Below are 23,083 nucleotides of genomic sequence, written 5' to 3'. Positions count from 1 at the left end.
AAAATGAAATACAAATTACTCGCTGCCAGTATTTTAGCCACCCTAAGTACCTCAGCGATGAGCGCAACCTATAAATTAGAAGAATTAGGTGGGCTAGACGGAGCAAAACATAATTACGTAACAGATGTCAGTGAGAATGGTCATATTATAGGTATAGCCAATTCTCTTTATAGGTTACCAATTGATATCTCATATATTGATTTTACAGACTCTGCTATCAAAAATGCCTATGATGCTCGTGAATCATATTTTGAATCAATAGACAAAGAGATTACTTTTACATTAGATGATATTGAAAATAATGATGCAGTGAATACCAATGCTGATGCCCATCAGTTTATGATTGATTTTATTACAGACACGCAATCTAACCGTTTAACTAATTCAGAGTATCAGAAACTATCAAGTGTAGCTGCGACGATATACGGCTCCGAGGGTGTTTCTGAACAGGTATTATTCGATGAGCAATCACTAGATTATGATGGCTTAACGCGTTCAACTACGAACATCCTAAATGCAGTTAGTGATGATGGTGTTATGGTTGGTTGGGGGAGTGCCCCATATGAAAAAACATCGTTTACACAAACTGATGAAGATGAAGAGGAAACACATTTCTTAAGAGATTTTATTAGTCGTGCTATTGTAATTACAGAAGACGGTGTAAAAGTTGAACTTGCACCAGAGTTCGACGAGTACGGCGGTATTAGTACAGCAAATGATATTATCAAAACAACTAACGGCTATGAGGTTGTAGGTAGTGTTTCAATTGATATCGCAGTTGATCCTCTCGATGATATTACTGATAACTGTGATGGTGAAGATGAACCAGTCTCAGACTGTGTCGAAACATACAATCGAAGCTATACGGCGGGTATTTTTAACAAGCGTGCTGTTAAGTGGACGTTAGATAGCTCTTTAAACATCACTAATACAGAATTGTATGGTTTAGGTTTAACACCAGAAGATGATGAAGATTTCGCTTTTCGTAGCAACGCAATAACTCTGAACGACTCAGGTTTAATTGTGGGTACATCAGATGTTCGTTACAAAGACACCGATACTAGAATTACAATGCCAGTTATCTTTGAAAATGGTGAAGTAAAACAGTTTATAGACCAAGACGATGATTGGACTTCGGGACAAGCTTTAGCTGTAAATAATAATGATATTATTGTTGGTTATGCTGCTAAAAGAATTGACACAGCAACACGCACTAAGTTTTTTTATTATGATAAAAAAAGCGATAGTGTAGTTTTCCCATCCGATTATTTCTCTAGCTCTAGCTCAGTTGCAAACGATATTAATGATAACGGTATTATTGTTGGTGAAGGTGAAACAGATATCTATAACACCACTACTCGTCGTAGAGAAGGCTTTATTTATACGGTGGGTGATGATTCTATAGTTAATCTCAATGACTTGTTACCTTGTTATGAAGAAGATGGTGAGACTCGCTTTAAATATACGGTTGCTGAAGCGAAATCAATTAACAACAATAATGAAATCTTTGGTGTTGCGACTAAAACTGTTGAAAAGACAGATTCATTCGGTAATGTTGTAGTTGATGTTGATGGCAATATCGAATATGAAAGTATTGCTGTTGCTGTTAAGTTAACACCAATTGATGGCAGTGTTGAAGAATGTCCTGCAGAAGAGATTGAACAATACGAGCGTCAATCAGCAAGCTTCCCATGGTATGCTTTATTGCTATTACCATTTGCAGCTGCACGTCGCTTCTTTAAAAAGTAATCGTTTCGTAATCGAGACTTACTAATCAATATTAAAAAACCCAGCTTTAAGCTGGGTTTTTTGTCTATACTGAAATCAGTTATTTTTTATGGCGATGTATCCATGCTTTTCGGACTGAGCGTTTCCAAAGCATGTCGGTAGCAAAATAACCGATGATAGCAGCAGCAGTAGCACAAATAAGTGAGCCAACTAAAAAGGCTGGGCCAATTGTTGTAAGGCTATCTATAAACCATTGCCAGCTTGGTTCAAATTGGAAGTGCTGTTGTGGCTGAGCAAGTGCAATCGTGCCTACAATATATGAACAATAGAAAATAGGAGGCATGGTTAGTGGGTTAGTGATCCACACGGTTGCAACAGAAATCGGTAAATTTACTCGAAATGGAATAGCCAGGGCGGCTGCAAGAACCATTTGAAAAGGAACAGGGATGAACGCAAAAAATAAACCAACCGCAAATGCACCACGTGCTGAGCGTCTATTTAAGTGCCATAAATTGGCATCATGCAATAAACGACCAAAAATTCTTAAATACTTGTGTTCTTTTACCTTGTTATGATCTGGTAAAAAGCGTTGGATCGTTTTCTTAGCCATTTAAAGCAACCATTTACATCTATTTGGTTATGCAGCGGCTTTGTCATAGGCTGTTTTTTCACCCTATATACATTTGACACTGCGGCGTTTTATATAATGAGTTTTGCTGTATTGCTAGCAGGTGCCTATTTTAAGCCTTTTTTAACTCTATTGTCAGGGTTTATTTGCGCTATTTTGGTAGTGATTTTTCATTACTTCGTCTTTTACTCAATCTCTGACTGTCAAATAGATTATCAACAAAGCCGATTAGTTCGATTTGAGGTAGTTGAAACATACAGTGAACAAAGCCCTTACTACATTAAAGCAAGTCTGAAACATATTGAATCTTGCCCTACAAGCATCCGACCTGCTCCTAATGCAATGCTCAGCATTACTTCAGATAAACCGGTTACTAGTGGAGATGAATTAAGCGCAGTACTCAAACTTAAACCTTATCGGTCAGTAAAAAATTTCTACAGTTTTAGTAGAGAACGGCAAGCATTACTTGAGCGAGTATTTTATAAAGGCCGAAGCGTAGGAGAGATAAGCTATTTAAATCATCATCAATATGACTCCCTGCGTGTTAGTTACCGCACTTATATTGATAAAATTACGGCAAACACACGATTACAATGGCTTTATTATGCGCTTTTAACCGGTGACAAAAGTAAAATAGGTTATGAAGATAGAAAGCACTTGCGTGAATTAGGATTGTCTCATCTACTTGCTATTTCGGGTCTTCATATCGGACTTATCTTCGCAGTCGGTTTTTATAGTAGTAAGTGGCTGCTAAGAGTGAGTCACTTTCGTGTAAGCCAATCAATTCAATTAAATAAGCTATTTGTTGTAATAGGGTTCAGTTGCTCGCTCGTTTATGTTTACTTAAGTGATTTTATAGTTTCTGCAAGTCGGGCGCTGCTAATGTTAGGCTGCTACCTTGTAATCTATAACTTAGGAAAAAACCCAGTGCGTTGGCGTTCAATTTTGTACGCTTTGAGTGTGGTGTTGTTTATAGACCCATTTACGCTGTTGAATCCTGGGCTCTATTTCAGTTTTTTGGCCGTTACGATCATCTTTCTACTGACTAAAAAAACAATTAATTTGTCACTTAGTTTTTTAAAGCGATTTGTACAGCTACTGCAAGTTCAATGCGCTTTATTTGTTGGTTTACTACCGCTATCCTTATATTACTTCTCAGGTACTAGCGTGATAGGTTTATTGATTAACCTTATTGCTGTGCCCTTGGTCGGTGTGCTGTTATTGCCTTTGTTGATTTTTTATAGTCTGATTTCTAGCCTACTGGATATTTCAGGTCTGTTATCACTTATCGACATTGCCCTGTATTTTAGTTATCAACTATTGCTTTCTATCCCTAATGACTGGCGTTGGTTGTCGTTCAATGAGTTTAATTTCTCATTATTGATCATCAGTTACATAACACTTCTGCTGTTGTACTTTAGCCCTAATAAATATGTGTGTTTAATTCCTGTTTGTATATATGCCGTTGATAGTAAATTACAGCCAGAAGCTAAGTTTCAGTTGGATGTGTTTGATGTCGGGCATGGCTTAATGGTGATGGTAAGCAGCAAAAATAAAGCAATAATTTATGATTTAGGCCCACAGTATTTTGGCCGTTATGATTATGTACACCGCGTATTACTTAACAACATCAATAAACAGCAGCTATCTGTGATTGACACCATAATAAGCCACTTAGATAACGATCATTCTGGCGGTTTAGCCAGTTGGAAAGAGGCTGGCTATCAACACACATTAGCTACTTTTCATCCTCAGGGGCTCTTAAATAAGTGCAAAACAACCACCATCAAACTTGCTGAGCTTAATATCAGAAGTTTTACAGCAAAGGTAGAAAAAGCGAGTCGCAATGACCAATCTTGCTTATTAAAAGTAACAGGTTTTAATTATTCACTTTTACTAACTGGAGATATATCAGCAGCGGCAGAAGCTAAACTTGTTGAAGAGGAGGTGGATTTACGAGCGACTATTTTAATAAGCCCCCATCATGGCAGTAATACCTCGTCAAGTTATGAATTTATAGATGCAGTAAATCCTGAAGTAGTTATCCATTCATCTGCTTACCAAGGGCAATGGCACTTTCCTCACCCAGAGGTTGTAAATCGTTATAACCAACACCATATACAGCAGTTATCGACGGCAAAGTATGGCCATATACGCATAAAATTTTATTCAGATACGTATCGCTTAGAATTTGCGCGAGAGCAGGAAAGTTATTGGTTCGAACAAGATTGACGTTTTGTTTTTACCCCCTAAAGGCTACAATAGTCGAAGTCTATGAATAAGAGAGTGTTATGGATCAAACTACATCCCAAATCTATAAGCGATTAATCAGTTATGTGGGTGATTATAAGTTAATCGCGTTTTTCGCCATTGTAGGCATGATTGGCTATTCAGCCATGGATGCATTGTTTATCAATTTAATGAAGCCCTTCATTGATGAAGGTTTAAATGATCGTAACACTGATGTTTTAACTTATGCACCATTTGTTGTGATTGCATTGGTATTAGGTCGTGGCATGTTTAACTATATGTCGTCGTACTGTTTAAGTTATGTTGGCTCTCAAGTTGTAAGAACGTTGCGCCAACAATTATTCGAACATATTTTACATCTGCCGGTGTCTTTTCATGATAAAAATTCAAATGGCGATTTAATCTCTAAAATCACCTTTGATACTGAGCAGGTTCAACAAGCCATTACCAAAGCCCTGTTAATTGTTGTTAGAGAAGGGGCGTTTGTTGTTTTCTTACTTTTTAATATGTTTTATACCAGCTGGAAGCTATCACTAATATTTTTAGTTATTATTCCGCTTGTGGCCGTGATCGTTGCCTTTGTATCGAAACGCTTTCGTATGATTTCGAAAAAAATCCAATCAGCGATGGGCCAAGTAACTCGTAGCTCAGAGCAAATGCTATCTGGTCATAAAGTGATACATGGCTTTGGTGGTCAACAGCAAGAGATAACGCAGTTTTCGGCTATTAATAATCATAATCGTCAGCAGCGCATTAAAATGGATGCAACTAAAGCGTTAAGCGTTTCTGTTATCCAAATTTTGGCAGCAAGCGCGATGGCGGTGATTTTGTGGGTTGTGTCTATGCCGTCAATGATTGATACCATCAGTTCAGGTGACTTCGTATTACTAATTTCATCAATGATGATGTTACTGCGTCCACTTAAGCAACTTTCAAACGTTAATAGCGATTTACAACGTGGTATCTCTGCAGCGCAAAGTATCTTTTTGGTACTTGATGAAGAGGTAGAAAAAGACACAGGCACCTACAGCGTTGCTAAAGTAACTGGGAAAATTGAAGTGAACAATGTGACCTTTAAATACCCAACGAAAGATGAACCTGTATTAAAGAATTTATCACTTTCGATAAATGCCGGCGAAAGCATCGCATTGGTTGGCCGTTCCGGTTCAGGTAAATCGACCATCTCAAATTTATTGCCGCGTTATTATGAGCTTGAAGGTGACAGTGAAATTTTGCTTGATGGCGTCAACATCGCTGATTACAAACTGACAGACTTACGTAAGCAATTTGCACTGGTTTCACAGCAAGTGGTTTTATTTAACGACACCATCACGAATAATATTTGCTATGGCCTTGACCGCGAATTAACAAGCGAGGAGTTAATGGCGGTTGCCAAGCAAGCCCATGTTTGGGAGTTTGTTAAAGACTTACCAGAAGGGTTAGATACCATGGTGGGTGAAAACGGCGTTATGTTGTCAGGCGGCCAGCGTCAGCGAATAGCCATTGCACGTGCAATATTAAAAAATGCCCCTATTTTGATTCTTGATGAGGCGACATCTGCACTTGACACTGAATCTGAAAAACTGATTCAGCAAGCACTTGATAGCTTAATGAAAGAAAAAACATCGATTGTGATAGCACACCGTTTATCAACAATAGAAAACAGTGATTGCATTTATGTTATCGACCATGGTCAAGTTATCGAAAAGGGCACACATAGCGAGCTGCTTGCAAAAGACGGTACCTATAGTGCGTTATGTAAGATGCAATTTGGTGAGCAGTAGTGAGTGTTATTGAAAAAAGCTGGTATAAAAAACCAGGCTTACTCAGCGTTCTGCTGTTACCTTTCAGTGTGCTTTTTTGGCTAATCTCAACGCTTCGTGCTTTGTTTTATAAGCTAAATATTCTAAAAGCATTTAAAGCGCATCTTCCTGTCATTGTTGTTGGTAACATTAGTGTGGGTGGAAACGGCAAAACGCCCTTTGTTATTTGGCTTGCTGAGTACTTACAGCAGCAAGGTTTAAAAGTGGCTGTGATCAGTCGTGGCTACGGTGGTCAGTCTGATTCGTATCCACTGTTAGTGACAGAACAAACGACGACAACGCAAGCTGGTGACGAACCTGTACTTATTAAACGCCGCCTAGGTTGTGTTGTAATGGTTGGCCCTGACCGACAAGCGAGTATAAAAAAGTTAGAGCAACATGATATCGATGTCATTATTTCTGATGATGGCATGCAGCATTATAAAATGGCGCGTGATATCGAGTGCTGTATTGTTGATAGTGAACGCCAATTTGGTAACGGTTTATTAATGCCTGCAGGTCCACTTCGTGAAACCAAAGCGCGCTTAAAATCGGTTGATTTAGTCATAGAAAATGGTGGCAACGCACAAAGCCGCTATGATTTAGCATCAAGCCCATTTCGAACTGTGAGTAATTCAGAACTTGCCAATTCAGTTCAAGATAAAGGCCATGCGGTCAGTGCTATTGGTAACCCCGAACGCTTTGAAATAAGTCTTGAGCAGCAAGGCATTAACTTACTATCTACTCATCATTTTCGTGATCATTATGCCTACCAAGCAAATGACTTTAGCGATTTTGCAGATGACGCTGTATTTATGACAGAAAAAGATGCCGTTAAATGCTTTAGTTTTGCTAAACCAAATTGGTATTATTTACCTGTTGATGCAAAGCCAACAGCAGCAGTTATCGAAAAACTTAATTTATTATTAAAACAAAAAGGGATCCTCAATGGCCTTTGATACAAAATTACTTGAAATTATCGCTTGCCCAGTGTGTAAAGGTAAATTACGTCTTGATAAAGAGAATCAAGAGCTTATCAGTACTGCTGCGAAATTAGCGTACCCAATCAAAGACGATATCCCGGTGCTTTTAGAAAATGAAGCCCGTGAATTAAGCCAAGAAGAGGTTGATAAGTGGAATTCGTAGTCGTTATCCCAGCTCGCTACGCATCGACGCGTTTACCAGGTAAACCACTTGCTGATATTTGTGGTAAACCAATGATCCAACATGTTTATGAAAAAGCGGTTGCTTCAGGTGCATCACAAGTTTATGTAGCGACTGATCATCAAACAGTGTTTGATGCAGTAAAGAAGTTTACTGATAATGTATTGATGACACGAGAAGATCACCAATCAGGCACAGAACGTTTAGCTGAGGTTGTTGAACAGTTAAAACTCGAAAGTGACACTATTGTTGTCAACGTGCAAGGTGATGAGCCTTTATTGGCAAGCGAAAATGTATCTCAAGTTGCCATGCTACTTGCTGATTCTGATGCGCCAATGGCGACTTTGAGCACCAGCATTGATGAGATTGACGATATATTTAATCCCAATTGCGTGAAAGTCATTAACGATGCAGACAACAACGCACTGTATTTTTCGCGCTCGCCAATCCCTTATCATCGTGATGCGATGATGAATGATGACAAAGATAAGCTAAATCTTGCTGATTTTGCGCGCCATATTGGTATTTATGCTTATCGTGCTGGCTTCATTAAAGACTACATCGAATTACCAGAATCTCGATTAGAGCTTTTAGAGTCATTAGAGCAGCTTCGTGTACTTTATCATGGTCACAAAATTAAAATCGCAAAAGCTCTGTGTGCACCGCAAGCAGGCGTAGATACTCCTGAAGATTTAGCGCGCGTTATTGCAGTGCTTGGCAACTAAAAAATGCATGATGTAAACAATGTTCATCTTCATGCCATTGAAGATGGCTTCTTTGTTTTTTATAAACCAGCAGGAGTGAGCTTTCATAGTGAACAATGTGCTGGTTTTGTCGTACTTGCTGAAGAGCTTGTTAATGAGAAGCTCTATCCGGTTCATCGGCTAGATAAAGTGACATCAGGTTTAATTATATTAGCCCGTAACAAAGAAGCTGCAGCCGAATTCACTTCACTATTTTCTGATCATAAAATAAATAAGTTTTATCTTGCAGTGAGTGATGCTAAGCCTAAGAAAAAGCAAGGTTGGATAAAAGGGGATATGCAAAAAAGTCGTCGTGGTGCATTTAAGCTGTTAAAGAGCCAAGCGAATCCTGCTATCACACGCTTTTATTCAAAAAGTATTCGACCAGGGCTTCGTGCATACTTGTTAAAGCCATTCTCTGGTAAAACACATCAGCTTAGAGTCGCAATGAAAAGCTTAGGTGCGCCAATTCTAGGGGATAGTACCTATGCGGGTAGTGAAGACGAGCGCACAAACTTGCATGCCTATGCACTACAATTTAGCTATAAAGGGCAGCTTAAAGAATATCGATGCGATTACACTTTAGGTGCTCATCTTAATGAAGTTTTTAACTCAGACGAATTCAAAGAGTGGACAGCTCCTTGGACGTTGGATTGGTAAATGAAAGAAACAACACAAGACATCCGTTTTGGTGGCATTAAACGTTTATATGGTCATCAACAATTTGATTGGTTACAACAAGCACATTTTTGTGTCATTGGTATTGGTGGCGTAGGTAGTTGGGCTGCTGAAGCATTGGCTCGAACGGGTGTAGGGCAACTAACCCTCATTGATTTAGATGATATTTGTGCAACCAATGTTAATCGTCAAATTCATGCTTTAACTGGCACCGTAGGCGAAGCAAAAGTAGAAGCGATGAAAACACGTTGTGAGTTGATAAACCCAGATATCAAAATTAATGTTATTGACGATTTCATTACGCTAGATAACATTCGTGAGCATATTAAAGGCTTTGACTATGTAATTGATTGTATTGATGCTGTAAAAGAAAAAGCTGCGCTTATTGCTCACTGTAAACGCATAAAACTACCGGTTATTACCACCGGAGGAGCAGGCGGGCAAACCGACCCTAGTCAAATCAGTTTTGGTGACGTTGCAAAGACAACTCATGATCCATTGCTTGCAAAAGTACGTTATATTTTGCGAAAACAGTACAACTTTAGTAGCAATCCAAAGCGAAAATTTAACGTCGATTGTGTTTATTCTACAGAGCAGCTTGTATATCCAACCTCCGAAGGTGAGGTTTGCCAAGCAAAACAAGGTGCAGATGGTTCAATGAATATGGACTGTAATAATGGTTTTGGCTCTGCAACCATGGTAACAGGCAGCTTTGGCTTTTTTGTTGCAGCCAAAGCGATTAGAAAATACCTAGATAAAAAACAGCGTAGTTTATAAAACTTATTGTTTTTGTTCAGCCATGGTTTGAATTTTATCAACCATGGCTTTAATACCATTCCCACGAGAAGGGCTCAAATGGCTAATTAGACCGAGTCGTTCAAATTCATCATAGGCATTAATTTGCGTTGCTTGCTCCGGTGTTAGACCATTGTATAAGGCTAAAATTAAAGCCAGTAATCCTTTGACGATACGCGTATCTGAATCGCCCGCTAAAACCAGGCTGTTTTCTGTGTGATCAAACTCAATATAAAGCCACACTTTACTTTCGCAGCCTTTAACTAGAGCATCATCTACTTTGAGTACTTCAGGCATAACAGGTAATTGCTTACCTAAGAGCATTATTTGGCGATATTTTTGCTGCCACCCAGCAGCTGTTTCAATGTTTTTACTAACGGCTTCAAACGCTGAATTCATAACTTATCCAAAATTAATCTAATAACTCAATACTACTTTTAACAGCACTGATAAAGGCATCGACATCAGCTTTAGTGTTATATAACGCAAAACTTGCTCGTACAGTCCCTGGTATGCCTAAATGACTCATTATAGGTTGCGTACAATGATGGCCACTACGCACGGCAACGCCAAATCCATCAAGTAGGGTGGCTAAATCAAACGGATGTTCATCGCGATAATTAAAACTAATGTTACCGATGTTATCTGTTTGGTTTGAATAGATATTAATACCATCAATAGCTGATAATTGTTTTATCGCATAGTCAAAAACTGTATGCTCATGTTGACGCATTTGCTGAAAATCTAACGATATTAAATAATTTATTGCCTCACTAAAGGCAATGACACCTGCAATATTGGGTGTTCCTGCTTCAAATTTACCCGGCGCATCACGAAAAGTGCTGTGTGTTAGGTTCACTGTTTCGATCATTTCGCCACCGGTTTGATATACATCGAGCGAATTTAACAGCTCAAATCGGCCATATAGGCCTCCTAAACCTGTCGGCCCGAGCATTTTATGGGCAGAAAATACGTAAAAGTCGCATGATATTTCTTGTAAATTAGGGCGTAAATGCATCGCAGCCTGCGCACCGTCAACAACAGATATAGCATTAATGGCCTTACATGCGTTAATGATCGGCGCTAAATCAGTGATATTCCCAAGGGTATTTGATGCATGGGTAATAGCGACTATTTTAGGCTTTTGTTGCTTGATAAATTCACTACAGTACACGCTATTAATAGTTAAATCATTTTCTATCGGCAAAATAATGACTTCTGCACCGGTGCGCTGTGCTAATTGTTGCCAAGGGACTATGTTGGCGTGGTGTTCAATAGCAGATAGGGCAATTTTATCGCCAGGATTAAGCCTCGAAGCCAGACCATTTGCGATTAAATTAATCGATTCGGTTGCGCCTTTGGTCCACACTATCTCATTATTTTTTACAGAAAAATAATCTGCAAGTAGCGTTCGGGTTTGCTCATATTGGCGTGTCGCGTTTTCACTGAGTGTATGGCGGCCGCGGTGCACATTGGCGTTCTCGTGGCTATAAAAACGGCTAAGAGCATTAATAACTGCCTGTGGTTTTTGCGAGGTAGCCGCTGAGTCTAAATACACCAAAGGCTGCTCATTGACTGTTTCATTCAGTATTGGAAAGTCAGCACGTATTTTTGTGATATCGAACATGAAAGGCCTTAAGCTACAAGAATGCGACGATTTTAATTACTTTGCACAAATAGACAAGTGCAGGGCAACAAAAAAGGCCGCATAGCGGCCTTTTTTAAACGCAAATTCGTATTAACGCTTGTCTGTTGGTACGTAATCGCGTGAAGTTTCACCAGTGTATAACTGACGAGGACGGCTGATCTTGTGACCAGGTTGAGAAAGCATCTCATCCCAGTGAGAGATCCAACCAACAGTACGTGACATTGCAAAGATTACAGTGAACATGCTTGTTGGAATACCGATTGCTTTTAAGATGATACCTGAGTAGAAATCTACGTTAGGGTAAAGTTTCTTCTCAACGAAGTATGGGTCTTCAAGTGCAATTTGCTCAAGCTTCATAGCGATATCAAGAAGTGGATCTTGAATGTTTAGCTCAGCAAGTACTTCGTGACATGTTTGACGCATTACTGTCGCACGTGGGTCGAAGTTTTTGTATACACGGTGACCAAAGCCCATAAGACGGAAAGGATCAGACTTATCTTTCGCTTTAGCAACGTACTCATCGATACGGTCAACAGAACCAATTTCTTCTAACATGTTAAGACATGCTTCGTTAGCACCACCGTGCGCAGGACCCCATAGAGATGCGATACCAGCCGCGATACACGCGTAAGGGTTAGCACCTGAAGAACCTGCTAGACGAACAGTTGACGTTGATGCGTTTTGTTCGTGGTCAGCGTGAAGCATGAAGATTTTGTCCATTGCTTTGGCAAGAACAGGGCTTACTTTGTATTCTTCAGCTGGTACTGAGAACATCATGTGTAAGAAGTTTTCAGCGAAGCTTAAGTCGTTACGTGGGTAAACGAACGGTTGACCTACATTGTATTTGTAAGCCATCGCAGCGATAGTTGGTAATTTAGCAACTAGCTTGATTGCGCTTGTTTTACGTTGTGTTGCGTCAGTGATGTCTAAATCTTCGTGGTAGAAAGAAGAAAGAGCACCTACAACACCACACAGCATTGCCATTGGGTGAGCGTCAAAGCGGAAACCTTGGAAGAAGTTTGCGATTTTAGTATCAAGCATTGTGTTGTGCGTGATTTCTTGAGCAAACGCTTCGTATTGTTCTTTAGTCGGTAATTCGCCGTTTAATAGTAAGTAGCAAAGCTCGATGTAGTTTGATTCATCAGCTAATTGCTCGATTGGGTAACCACGGTGTAATAGAACACCTTTGCCGCCATCGATGTAAGTGATTGAAGATTCACAAGAACCGGTCGACATGAAACCTGGGTCGTAAGTGAAGTGACCGTGTGAACCTAACGTACGTACGTCGATTACGTCTTGGCCAGCAGTGCCTTGGTAAATTGGAAGTTCGATTGGATCAAGACCATCAATATGGACCGTGGCTTTCTTATCCGCCATCTATTTATCTCCTATTAAGATAACAACTCTGATTGTTATGTTCTGAATCTGTTTAAGCACATTCTTTTCATTTTAACGTGAAAGAGGGGTATAAAGTCAATTTTTATAAACATTATGCACAAATGGATAATAAATATTCTGTCAGGATTAAATATTATACTATTGGCTAATTCGCAAACGTCTCTTACTAAACAAGAATTGTAAAAAGACCTTTGGCTATATATACTATCCAAGGTTTTATACCGTATTGTCTGTAGGTAAACTTTATTTTTACATTTGAGTTTTGCATAAGTGTGAACTTTTTGTGTATCAACACGGTTTACTTAGATAGTTCCATCGAAATTCATTTTGATGGGTTTTAGAAAAACAAGTAGATGAGCCCGATAAGGGCAAGATGGGCAAGTAACTGTGAAAAAGCAAAGACCTGTAAATCTAGATCTAACAACTATATCTATGCCGGCAACGGCTAAAGCATCAATTTTACACCGCGTCACCGGTGTTGCATTATTTTTTGCTTTAACGTTTGTCATTTGGGCTTGGTCTGAGTCTCTTTCTTCTGCAGAAGGTTTTGAATTCGTCAAGGGTCTGTTCAGCGGATTCATTGCCAAATTCATAGCATGGGGCACCATTTCTGTATTGGCGTATCACTTAATTGGTGGTATCCGTCATATCATTATGGACATGGGTCACTGGGAAGAACTTGAATCAGGTAACTTCAGCGCTAAAGTTGCATTAGCTTTAGGTGTTGTAGCTGCAATTCTAGCAGGAGTGTGGATATGGTTTTAAATCAAGCAACTCTTAAACGTGATGGTGTACAAGATTTCGTATCACTACGTGCAACAGCATTAATAATCAGCGCTTACGCGATTTTTATTATCGGCTATTTTTTATGTACGCCAGAAGTCACTTTCGAAGCCTGGCAAGGCCTATTCTCTAACCTAGCAATGAAAGGGTTTACCTTAATTACCCTAGTTTGCATCATGGTTCACACCCGTATCGGCCTTTGGCAAGTTCTTACTGACTATGTTAAATGCGCTAAATTACGTGCTGTTTTAGGCTTTGTATTAAACCTTATGGCTGTTGCTTACGTAGCAATTGGTCTAATCGTTTTATGGGGTGTTTAAGTGAATTATTCTGTTCGTGAATTTGACGCTGTAGTGATTGGTGCCGGTGGTGCGGGTATGCGCGCAGCACTAGCTATCACTGAATCAGGCAAAACCTGTGCACTTATCTCAAAAGTTTTCCCTACACGTTCTCACACTGTGTCTGCACAGGGTGGTATTACGGTTGCGCTGGGTAACTCACATGAAGATAACTGGGAATGGCACATGTACGATACTGTTAAAGGTTCCGATTTTATCGGTGACCAAGACGCTATCGAATATATGTGTAAAACAGGCCCAGAAGCTATTACTGAATTAGAAAACATGGGTTTACCATTTTCTCGTTTTGAAAATGGCCGTGTTTATCAACGTCCTTTCGGCGGCCAGTCGAAAAACTTTGGTGGTGAACAGGCTGCACGTACTGCAGCAGCAGCTGACCGTACAGGTCACGCGCTATTACACTGTTTATACCAACAGAACGTTAAAAACAAAACTAACGTATTCTCTGAGTGGTACGCACTAGATTTAGTTAAAAACAGCGACGGTCACGTTGTTGGTTGTACAGCAATCGACATCGAGTCTGGTGAAGTTGTTTACTTCAAATCAAAAGCTGTTGTTTTAGCAACAGGTGGTGCAGGCCGTATCTATGCATCGACAACGAATGCACACATCAACACTGGTGACGGTGTTGGTATGGCTACACGCGCTGGCGTTGCAATGCAAGATATGGAAATGTGGCAGTTCCACCCAACAGGTATCGCCGGTGCCGGTGTACTTGTAACTGAAGGTTGTCGTGGTGAAGGTGGTTACCTTCTAAATAAAGACGGCGAACGCTTCATGGAACGTTACGCTCCAAATGCAAAAGACTTAGCGTCTCGTGACGTTGTTGCTCGTTCAATGATGACTGAGATCCGTGAAGGTCGTGGTTGCGATGGTCCTTACGGTCCACACATCAAGCTTAAGCTTGACCACTTAGGTGAAGAAACACTTAACTTACGTCTTCCAGGCGTATGTGACCTTGCGAAAACATTCGCGCACGTTGATCCGGCAAAAGAGCCAATTCCAGTTATCCCAACATGTCACTACATGATGGGTGGTGTTCCAACTAACGTAAATGGTCAAGCATTACAAATTGATGCAAACGGCCAAGAAAAAGTAGTTGAAGGTTTATTCGCTGTTGGTGAGATTGCATGTGTATCTGTACATGGTGCTAACCGCCTAGGTGGTAACTCGCTACTTGACTTAGTTGTATTCGGCCGCGCAGCTGGTAACTTCTTAGGTAAGTACCTTAACGGTGTTGAAGCAGGTAAAGATGCGTCTGATTCAGACCTTGAAGCATCACTTGCACGCTTTAATCGTTGGGAAAACTCTAAAGCTGGCCAAGGTGAAGACCCAGTACAAATCAAGAAAGACCTTCAAATGTGTATGCAACTTAACTTCTCGGTATTCCGTGAAGGTGATGCAATGGCAACAGGTCTTAAAGAGCTTAAAGAAATTCGTGAACGTCTTCAGTACGCTCGTCTTGACGACAAGTCGACTGAGTTCAACACTGCACGTATCGAATGTCTAGAGCTTGATAACTTGATGGAAACAGCATACTCAACAGCAGTAGCTGCAAACTTCCGTACAGAAAGCCGTGGTGCACACTCTCGTTTTGACTTCCCAGATCGTGATGACGAAAACTGGCTATGTCACTCAATCTACGATCCTAAGAGCGAAGAAATGAGCAAACGTGATGTAAACTACGCGCCGAAACTGCGTGAAGCTTTCCCACCTAAAGCACGTACATACTAGGAGCGAGACGATGGCACAAGTACAATTTTCGGTTTATCGTTACAATCCAGATGTTGATAATGCACCACGTATGCAAGACTTCTCGCTAGAAACGCAAGAAGGCCAAGATATGATGGTATTGGATGCCCTTATGCAATTGAAGGAGCAAGATCCAACATTATCATTCCGTCGTTCATGCCGTGAAGGTGTGTGTGGTTCAGACGGTATCAACATGAATGGTAAAAATGGTTTAGCGTGTATCACGCCTTTATCAACGCTACTTAAAGGTGGCAAAGGTAAAATCGTAATTCGCCCATTACCAGGTTTACCTGTGGTACGTGACCTTGTTATTGACATGAGTCAGTTCTACACTCAATACGAAAAAGTTAAGCCTTACCTAATTAACGACACGCCAGCGGCGGGTGAGCGTCTTCAGTCAATCGAAGAACGTGATAAGTTAGATGGCTTATATGAGTGTATCTTATGTGCATGTTGTTCAACATCGTGTCCTTCGTTCTGGTGGAATCCAGACAAGTTCATCGGTCCTGCGGGCCTTCTTCATGCGTATCGTTTCTTGGCTGATAGCCGCGATACAGCGACTGAAGAGCGTCTTGCTGACCTTGACGATGCGTTCAGCGTGTTCCGTTGTCACAGTATCATGAACTGTGTTAGCGTGTGTCCAAAAGGTCTTAACCCGACCAAAGCAATTGGACAAATCAAATCAATGCTTTTAAACCGCGCTGTTTAAAGCTTGAATATGTAAGGTGGTTAAGTGATTAACCACCTTGTTTTTACAACAATTAATTTCTGCGCTAAAGAAAAGGGCTTATAAATGCACGAAGGTGTGATGAAGGCATGGCTAGAATCTTCTCACTTAAACGGCGGTAACGTTGCTTACGTAGAAGAGCTTTATGAAGCGTACTTAGATGATGCGACTTCTGTGCCAGAAGAATGGCGAGAAGTGTTCGAACAATTACCAAAAGTTGATGGTGTGGATGTTGATGTTAAACATTCAGAAGTTCGTTCACAATTTGCACAGCTTGCTAAAAACAAGCATAGAGAAGTAGTGGTAGCAGAGGGTGGCTCTGGTGATCCTAAACAGGTCAAGGTGCTACAACTTATTAATGCTTTCCGTTTCCGTGGTCACCAAAATGCCAACCTAGATCCATTAGGTATTTGGCAACGCGAACGTGTTCGTGATCTAGAATTAGAGTACCACGATTTATCTGAAGCTGATTTTGACCGTGAATTCAATGTGGGTTCGTTTGCTGTCGGTCGCGAAACCATGCCATTAGGTGAGCTATATCAAGCACTCAAAACGACTTATTGTGGGTCGGTTGGTGCTGAGTATATGCACATCACTTCAACTGAAGAAAAGCGTTGGTTACAACAACGTTTAGAATCAGTGCAATCACGTCCAACGTTCTCTAAAGAAGAAAAGCTACGTATCCTTAAAGGATTAACAGCTGCAGATGGTCTTGAAAAATACTTAGGGGCTAAGTTCCCTGGTGCAAAACGTTTCTCACTTGAAGGTGGTGATGCGTTAGTACCAATGCTTAAAGAACTAATTCATCGTGCAGGTGAAAGCGGACAAAAAGAAGCTGTTATTGGTATGGCTCACCGCGGTCGCTTGAACGTACTAGTGAACGTTTTAGGTAAAAACCCATCAGAATTATTCGATGAGTTCGCTGGTAAACACAAAGACACATTAGGCTCAGGTGATGTTAAATATCACATGGGTTACTCATCTGACTTTGCAACTAAGGGTGGCAACGTGCACATGGCACTTGCATTTAACCCGTCTCACTTAGAAATTGTTAACCCAGTGGTTATGGGTTCGGTACGTGCTCGTTTAGACCGTCTAGGTGATAAGTCAGGTATTAAAGCATTACCAATTACTATTCACGGTGACTCTGCAATCGCAGGTCAAGGTGTTGTACAAGAAACATTTAACTTATCGCAAACTAATGCATTTAGTTGTGGTGGTAGTATCCGTATCGTTGTAAATAACCAAGTTGGTTTCACAACGTCTAAACAGTCTGATGTACGTTCTACACCATACTGTACTGATATTGCGAAAATGGTTCAGGCACCAATTTTCCACGTTAACTCTGACGATCCTGAAGCGGTTGCATTTGTTACTCAAATCGCACTTGATTTCAGAAACCAGTTTAAACGTGATGTAGTGATTGATTTAGTATGTTATCGCCGTCATGGTCATAACGAAGCGGATGAGCCGAACGCGACTCAACCACTTATGTACCAAAAAATCAAAAAGCATCCAGTACCTCGTCTAATTTACGCAGACCAATTAGTTGCTGAAGGTTCATTCTCAGAAAATGAAGTAAAAGCACTTGCTGATGATTACCGTAACGGTTTAGACAAAGGCAACTGTGTTGTTGAAGAAATTCAACTAGAAACATCACACTCTTCTGATTGGGCTAAGTTTGTTGGTCACGATTGGGATGTTGAGTACGATGCAACAGTATCGGTTGAAAAGTTAAAAGAGCTTGGCGAAAAAGTAGCAAGCTTCCCAGAAAGCCACAAAGCACAGTCGCGCGTTAAGAAAATCTACGACGACCGTAAGTTAATGGCAACAGGTGAAAAACCACTTGATTGGGGTATGGCTGAAACACTTGCTTATGCAACGCTTGTTGATGCGGGTACAGATATCCGTTTAACAGGTCAAGATTCAGGTCGTGGTACATTCTTCCACCGTCATGCTGTTGTTCATAACCAAAAAGATGCATCAACATACTTGCCGCTGCAAAATATCAGCGAAAAGCAAGGTGCATTTGAAGTGTATGACTCAGTTCTTTCTGAAGAAGCGGTACTTGCATTTGAATATGGTTACGCAACAGCTGAACCTACGTCGCTTGTAATGTGGGAAGCACAGTTTGGTGACTTCGCGAATGGTGCACAAGTTGTATTTGACCAATTCTTAAGTTCAGGTGAGCAGAAGTGGGGCCGTTTATGTGGTCTTACATGTTTACTTCCACACGGCTACGAAGGTCAAGGTCCTGAGCATAGCTCGGCACGTTTAGAGCGTTTCTTACAGTTGTGTGCTGATCACAATATGCAAGTATGTGTTCCTTCAACACCAGCGCAAGTTTATGCAATGCTTCGTCGTCAATCAGTACGTCCACTTCGTCGTCCATTGATTGTTATGACGCCTAAGTCGCTACTTCGTCACCCGTTGGCAACATCTTCACTTGAAGAGTTATCTGAAGGTGTGTTCCATAATATGATCGATGAAATCGATGATATTGCAGCAGATAAAGTAGAACGCGTTGTATTCTGTAGCGGTAAAGTTTACTACGAGCTACTACAAGAGCGTCGTAAGCAAGAATTAAATAACATTGCTATTGTTCGTGTAGAACAATTATATCCATTCCCACACGCTGAGATGGATACAATCATGCAGCGTTACCAACACGTTAAAGATTTTGTTTGGTGTCAAGAAGAGCCACAAAACCAAGGTGCATGGTATTGTTCTCAACACCACTTTGTTGATGCAATCCCAGCCGGTGCTAAATTAACTTACGCAGGTCGTAAAGCATCAGCATCACCAGCGTGTGGTTACATGTCAGTGCATAATAAAGAACAACAAGCGCTCGTTGCAGATGCGCTTACTATTGAAAAGAAAGGATAAGCAATGAGCACAGAAATTAAAGTTCCTGTACTTCCTGAGTCGGTTGCTGATGCTACTGTTGCAACATGGCACGTAAGTGTTGGCGACAAAGTAAGCCGCGACCAAAACTTAGTAGATATTGAAACAGATAAAGTTGTTTTAGAAGTTGTTGCACCAAATGACGGTGTAATCACTGAAATTTCACAAGAAGAAGGTGCAACGGTACTTGGCGAACAAGTAATTGCATTACTTGGTGATGCAGATGCTGCACCAGCAAGTGACGACTCTGCACCAGCTCAATCAGAAGACGCGCCAGCGGCGCAATCAGCACCAGCATCAGAAGGTAAAGAAGTGGACATTAAAGTACCTGTACTTCCAGAATCAGTCGCAGACGCGACAATTGCTACTTGGCACGTTCAACCAGGTGAAGCGGTAACACGCGACCAAAACCTTGTTGACATCGAAACTGATAAAGTTGTTCTTGAAGTTGTTGCTCAAGAAGACGGTATCATGGGTGAGCACATTCACGCTGAAGGCGAAACAGTACTTGGTGAGCAAGTAATTGGTACAGTTAAAGCGGGTGCAGCACCGGCAGCAGCAGCTCCTAAAGCTGAAGCAGCACCAGCAAGCGAATCAAATGACAGCTCTGACGTATTAACACCGTCAGTTCGTCGTTTAATCGCTGAGAAAGGTCTTGATGCATCAAAAATCAAAGGTACTGGCAAAAATGGCCGTGTAACTAAAGAAGATGTTGATACATTCTTAAAAGCACCGGCAGCAGCGCCTAAAGCAGAAGCAGCAGCGCCAGCAGCACCTATGGGTGACCGTACGCAAAAACGTGTTCCTATGACTCGTTTACGTAAAACAATCGCTAATCGTCTTCTTGAAGCGAAAAACTCAACTGCAATGTTAACGACTTTCAACGAAGTTAACATGAAGCCAATTATGGATCTTCGTAAGCAGTACCAAGAAGTATTCGAAAAGCGTCACGGTATCCGTTTAGGTTTCATGTCTTTCTACGTGAAAGCAGTAACTGAAGCACTTAAGCGTTTCCCTGAAGTAAATGCGTCTATCGACGGTGATGATATTGTTTATCACAACTACTTCGACATCAGCATCGCGGTTTCTACACCACGTGGTCTTGTTACTCCAGTTCTTAAAGACTGTGACAAGCTATCAGTTGCTGAAATCGAAAAAGGTATCCGTGAGCTAGCGCTTAAAGGTCGTGACGGTAAATTATCAATTGATGATATGACAGGTGGTAACTTCACTATCACTAACGGTGGTGTATTCGGTTCATTACTATCTACACCAATCATCAACTTACCACAGTCTTCAATCTTAGGTATGCACAAAATCCAAGAGCGTCCTATGGCTGTAAATGGTAAAGTTGAAATCTTACCAATGATGTACTTAGCGTTATCTTATGATCACCGCCAAATCGATGGTAAAGAATCAGTAGGTTTCTTAGTAACAATTAAAGAGTTACTTGAAGATCCGACTCGTTTACTACTAGATGTTTAATCTGGTTGTATGAAAACTAAGCTGTGAACCTCGTTCACAGCTTTTTTTTTGCGCCTTTGGTCTAACTGGGGTTTTCATGTGGAGCCTTGGGATTTATACTAAGTGCGCAATTTGGGATAGCTGTTTATTTTGCATAAATATTCAGCTCTTTTAGTATAAAAAATTGGATAAAGCATCATGAATTTGCATGAGTATCAGGCAAAACAACTTTTTGCCGAATATGGTTTACCAGTTTCTCAAGGTTTCGCTTGCGATACACCTGAAGAAGCTGCAGCAGCTGCTGAGAAAATCGGCGGTGATATGTGGGTTGTTAAAACACAGGTTCACGCAGGTGGCCGTGGTAAAGCTGGTGGTGTTAAGCTAGTTAAAACAATCGACGAAGTTAAAGAGTTCGCTGCGAACTGGTTAGGTAAAAACTTAGTTACTTACCAAACAGACGAAAATGGTCAGCCAGTAGCTAAAATCCTTGTTGAAAGCTGCACTGACATCGCTAACGAATTATACCTTGGCGCTGTAGTAGATCGTGCTTCTCGTAAAGTTGTTTTCATGGCATCTACTGAAGGTGGTGTTGAAATCGAGCAAGTTGCAGAAGAAACTCCAGAATTAATTCACAAAGCTGAGATCGATCCACTAGTTGGTCCTCAAGCTTACCAAGCTCGTGAATTAGGTTTCAAACTAGGTTTAAACCCTACTCAAATGAAACAGTTCGTTAAGATCTTCATGGGTCTTGCAAACATGTTCAACGATTTCGATTTCGCATTATTAGAAATCAACCCGCTAGTAATCACAGACGAAGGTAACCTTCACTGTCTAGACGGTAAAATCGGTGTAGATGGTAACGCGCTTTACCGTCAACCTAAAATCCGTGAAATGCACGATCCTTCACAAGAAGACGCGCGTGAAGCTCACGCTGCAAGCTTCGAGCTTAACTACGTTGCACTAGACGGTAACGTTGGTTGTATGGTTAACGGTGCAGGCCTAGCGATGGGTACTATGGACATCGTAAACCTACACGGTGGCAAGCCAGCTAACTTCCTAGATGTTGGTGGCGGCGCAACTAAAGAGCGTGTATCTGAAGCATTCAAGATCATCTTATCTGACGACAACGTTAAAGCTGTTTTAGTTAACATCTTTGGTGGTATCGTTCGTTGTGACATGATCGCAGAAGGTATCATCGGTGCAGTTAAAGAAGTAGGTGTAAATGTTCCTGTAGTAGTACGTTTAGAAGGTACTAACGCTGAACTTGGTCGTGAAGTACTAGCTAGTTCTGACCTTAACATCATCGCTGCTGAATCACTAACAGACGCAGCTGAAAAAGTTGTTGCTGCTGCGGAGGGCAAATAATGTCTGTATTAATCAATAAAGATACAAAAGTTATCTGTCAAGGTTTCACAGGTGGCCAAGGTACTTTCCACTCTGAGCAAGCGCTTGAGTACGGTACGCAAATGGTTGGTGGTGTAAGCCCAGGTAAAGGCGGTCAAACGCACCTTGGTCTTCCAGTATTCAACACAGTACGTGACGCTGTTGAAGCAACTGGCGCAACTGCATCAGTTATCTATGTACCAGCACCTTTCTGTAAAGATGCAATCTTAGAAGCTATCGATGCTGGCATCGAGCTAATCGTTTGTATCACTGAAGGTATCCCAACACTAGACATGGTTGACGTTAAAGTTAAGCTTGATGAAACTGGTGTTCGTATGATCGGTCCTAACTGCCCAGGTGTTATCACTCCGGGTGAAACTAAGATCGGTATCATGCCTGGTCACATCCACAAGCCTGGTAAAGTAGGTATCGTATCACGTTCTGGTACTCTTACTTATGAAGCGGTTAAGCAAACTACTGACGCTGGTTTCGGCCAATCAACATGTGTTGGTATCGGTGGTGACCCAATCCCTGGCACTAACTTCATCGACGTTTTAGAAATGTTCGAAAAAGACGAGCAAACTGAAGCTATCGTTATGATCGGTGAAATCGGTGGTACTGCAGAAGAAGAAGCTGCAGAATACATCAAGCACAACGTGACTAAACCTGTTGTTTCTTACATTGCTGGTGTTACTGCACCTGCAGGTAAGCGTATGGGTCACGCTGGTGCAATCATCGCAGGTGGTAAAGGTACTGCTGATGAGAAATTTGCTGCATTAGAAGCTGCTGGCGTAAAAACTGTACGTTCATTAGCTGATATCGGTAATGCACTTAAAGAGAAAACAGGCTGGTAATCAGTTCTAATCTCTTAAAAAAG

General features: G+C 41.0%; 20 protein-coding genes. 16 read left to right on the top strand and 4 right to left on the bottom strand.

All coding sequences use genetic code 11. The features are described from left to right. Positions 1–3 precede the first annotated feature (3 nt). Positions 4–1,749 (top strand): DUF3466 family protein, encoded by a 1,746-nt coding sequence (locus IRQ78_RS04970; protein WP_194441518.1) that lies wholly within the window; start codon positions 4–6, stop codon positions 1,747–1,749. Between the two features lie 79 nt (positions 1,750–1,828). Here IRQ78_RS04970 and IRQ78_RS04965 read toward each other — a convergent pair whose 3' ends face one another. Next, positions 1,829–2,338, bottom strand: coding sequence for a DUF2062 domain-containing protein (locus IRQ78_RS04965; RefSeq protein WP_054551382.1), 510 nt, complete (start codon positions 2,336–2,338; stop codon positions 1,829–1,831). A gap of 96 nt (positions 2,339–2,434) precedes the next feature. Between IRQ78_RS04965 and IRQ78_RS04960 the strand changes: the two genes are divergently transcribed. Genes IRQ78_RS04960 through tcdA form a run of 7 tightly spaced genes read left to right on the top strand, consistent with a single transcriptional unit; the run spans position 2,435 to position 9,770 of the window. Next, positions 2,435–4,588 (top strand): DNA internalization-related competence protein ComEC/Rec2, encoded by a 2,154-nt coding sequence (locus IRQ78_RS04960; RefSeq protein WP_194441517.1) that lies wholly within the window; start codon positions 2,435–2,437, stop codon positions 4,586–4,588. A 59-nt stretch (positions 4,589–4,647) separates the two neighbouring features. Further along, positions 4,648–6,390 carry a lipid A export permease/ATP-binding protein MsbA gene (gene msbA, locus IRQ78_RS04955; RefSeq protein WP_194441516.1) on the top strand — a complete coding sequence of 581 codons (1,743 nt, stop codon included), beginning with the start codon at positions 4,648–4,650 and terminating at the stop codon, positions 6,388–6,390. Further along, a complete protein-coding gene (gene lpxK, locus IRQ78_RS04950; protein WP_194441515.1) occupies positions 6,390–7,367 on the top strand; it encodes a tetraacyldisaccharide 4'-kinase in 978 nt (325 codons plus the stop codon). Before msbA ends, lpxK begins: the two co-directional genes overlap by 1 nt. Beyond that, positions 7,357–7,554 carry a Trm112 family protein gene (locus tag IRQ78_RS04945; RefSeq protein WP_036968654.1) on the top strand — a complete coding sequence of 66 codons (198 nt, stop codon included), beginning with the start codon at positions 7,357–7,359 and terminating at the stop codon, positions 7,552–7,554. The genes lpxK and IRQ78_RS04945 overlap by 11 nt, the downstream gene beginning before the upstream one ends. Continuing rightward, the gene (gene kdsB / locus IRQ78_RS04940; RefSeq protein WP_194441514.1) at positions 7,542–8,297 is read left to right on the top strand and encodes a 3-deoxy-manno-octulosonate cytidylyltransferase; all 756 of its coding nucleotides are present in this window, start codon (positions 7,542–7,544) and stop codon (positions 8,295–8,297) included. The genes IRQ78_RS04945 and kdsB overlap by 13 nt, the downstream gene beginning before the upstream one ends. 3 nt (positions 8,298–8,300) lie before the next feature. Next, positions 8,301–8,975 carry a TIGR01621 family pseudouridine synthase gene (locus tag IRQ78_RS04935; RefSeq protein WP_194441513.1) on the top strand — a complete coding sequence of 225 codons (675 nt, stop codon included), beginning with the start codon at positions 8,301–8,303 and terminating at the stop codon, positions 8,973–8,975. After that, positions 8,976–9,770 carry a tRNA cyclic N6-threonylcarbamoyladenosine(37) synthase TcdA gene (gene tcdA / locus IRQ78_RS04930; protein WP_138600668.1) on the top strand — a complete coding sequence of 265 codons (795 nt, stop codon included), beginning with the start codon at positions 8,976–8,978 and terminating at the stop codon, positions 9,768–9,770. A 3-nt stretch (positions 9,771–9,773) separates the two neighbouring features. Here tcdA and IRQ78_RS04925 read toward each other — a convergent pair whose 3' ends face one another. The 3 genes from IRQ78_RS04925 to IRQ78_RS04915 all read right to left on the bottom strand — a co-directional run bounded on the left by IRQ78_RS04925 (position 9,774) and on the right by IRQ78_RS04915 (position 12,813). Further along, positions 9,774–10,187 (bottom strand): SufE family protein, encoded by a 414-nt coding sequence (locus IRQ78_RS04925; RefSeq protein ID WP_194441512.1) that lies wholly within the window; start codon positions 10,185–10,187, stop codon positions 9,774–9,776. Positions 10,188–10,200: 13 nt separating this feature from the next. After that, positions 10,201–11,415, bottom strand: a complete 1,215-nt coding sequence (locus IRQ78_RS04920) for an aminotransferase class V-fold PLP-dependent enzyme (protein WP_194441511.1) — start codon at positions 11,413–11,415, stop codon at positions 10,201–10,203. 111 nt (positions 11,416–11,526) lie between these two features. Continuing rightward, complete coding sequence (locus IRQ78_RS04915; RefSeq protein WP_054551373.1) at positions 11,527–12,813, bottom strand: citrate synthase; 1,287 nt, start codon at positions 12,811–12,813, stop codon at positions 11,527–11,529. A gap of 408 nt (positions 12,814–13,221) precedes the next feature. On the opposite strand from IRQ78_RS04915, the gene sdhC reads away from it, so the two are divergent. The 8 genes from sdhC to sucD all read left to right on the top strand — a co-directional run bounded on the left by sdhC (position 13,222) and on the right by sucD (position 23,060). Beyond that, positions 13,222–13,599 carry a succinate dehydrogenase, cytochrome b556 subunit gene (sdhC, locus tag IRQ78_RS04910; protein ID WP_082389167.1) on the top strand — a complete coding sequence of 126 codons (378 nt, stop codon included), beginning with the start codon at positions 13,222–13,224 and terminating at the stop codon, positions 13,597–13,599. Then, on the top strand, positions 13,590–13,937 hold the full coding sequence (gene sdhD / locus IRQ78_RS04905) for a succinate dehydrogenase, hydrophobic membrane anchor protein (protein ID WP_054551371.1): 348 nt from the start codon (positions 13,590–13,592) through the stop codon (positions 13,935–13,937). Before sdhC ends, sdhD begins: the two co-directional genes overlap by 10 nt. Beyond that, a complete protein-coding gene (gene sdhA, locus IRQ78_RS04900) occupies positions 13,938–15,710 on the top strand; it encodes a succinate dehydrogenase flavoprotein subunit (RefSeq protein ID WP_194441510.1) in 1,773 nt (590 codons plus the stop codon). A gap of 10 nt (positions 15,711–15,720) precedes the next feature. After that, the gene (locus IRQ78_RS04895) at positions 15,721–16,437 is read left to right on the top strand and encodes a succinate dehydrogenase iron-sulfur subunit (RefSeq protein ID WP_054551369.1); all 717 of its coding nucleotides are present in this window, start codon (positions 15,721–15,723) and stop codon (positions 16,435–16,437) included. 84 nt (positions 16,438–16,521) lie between these two features. Then, entirely contained in the window at positions 16,522–19,341 is a 2,820-nt protein-coding gene (locus IRQ78_RS04890) for a 2-oxoglutarate dehydrogenase E1 component (RefSeq protein WP_138600672.1), read from the top strand. 3 nt (positions 19,342–19,344) lie between these two features. Then, positions 19,345–20,844, top strand: a complete 1,500-nt coding sequence (odhB, locus tag IRQ78_RS04885; RefSeq protein ID WP_187489250.1) for a 2-oxoglutarate dehydrogenase complex dihydrolipoyllysine-residue succinyltransferase — start codon at positions 19,345–19,347, stop codon at positions 20,842–20,844. 177 nt (positions 20,845–21,021) lie between these two features. Next, complete coding sequence (gene sucC / locus IRQ78_RS04880) at positions 21,022–22,188, top strand: ADP-forming succinate--CoA ligase subunit beta (protein WP_054551366.1); 1,167 nt, start codon at positions 21,022–21,024, stop codon at positions 22,186–22,188. Beyond that, complete coding sequence (sucD, locus tag IRQ78_RS04875; RefSeq protein ID WP_054551365.1) at positions 22,188–23,060, top strand: succinate--CoA ligase subunit alpha; 873 nt, start codon at positions 22,188–22,190, stop codon at positions 23,058–23,060. Before sucC ends, sucD begins: the two co-directional genes overlap by 1 nt. Positions 23,061–23,083: the final 23 nt, after the last annotated feature.

The sequence above is a fragment of the Pseudoalteromonas simplex genome, from assembly GCF_015278155.1.
GTDB classification, from domain to species: Bacteria; Pseudomonadota; Gammaproteobacteria; order Enterobacterales; family Alteromonadaceae; genus Pseudoalteromonas; species Pseudoalteromonas simplex.
The sequence above is the reverse complement of the archived record's forward strand: the minus strand, read 5'-3'. Positions and strand labels throughout refer to the sequence as shown.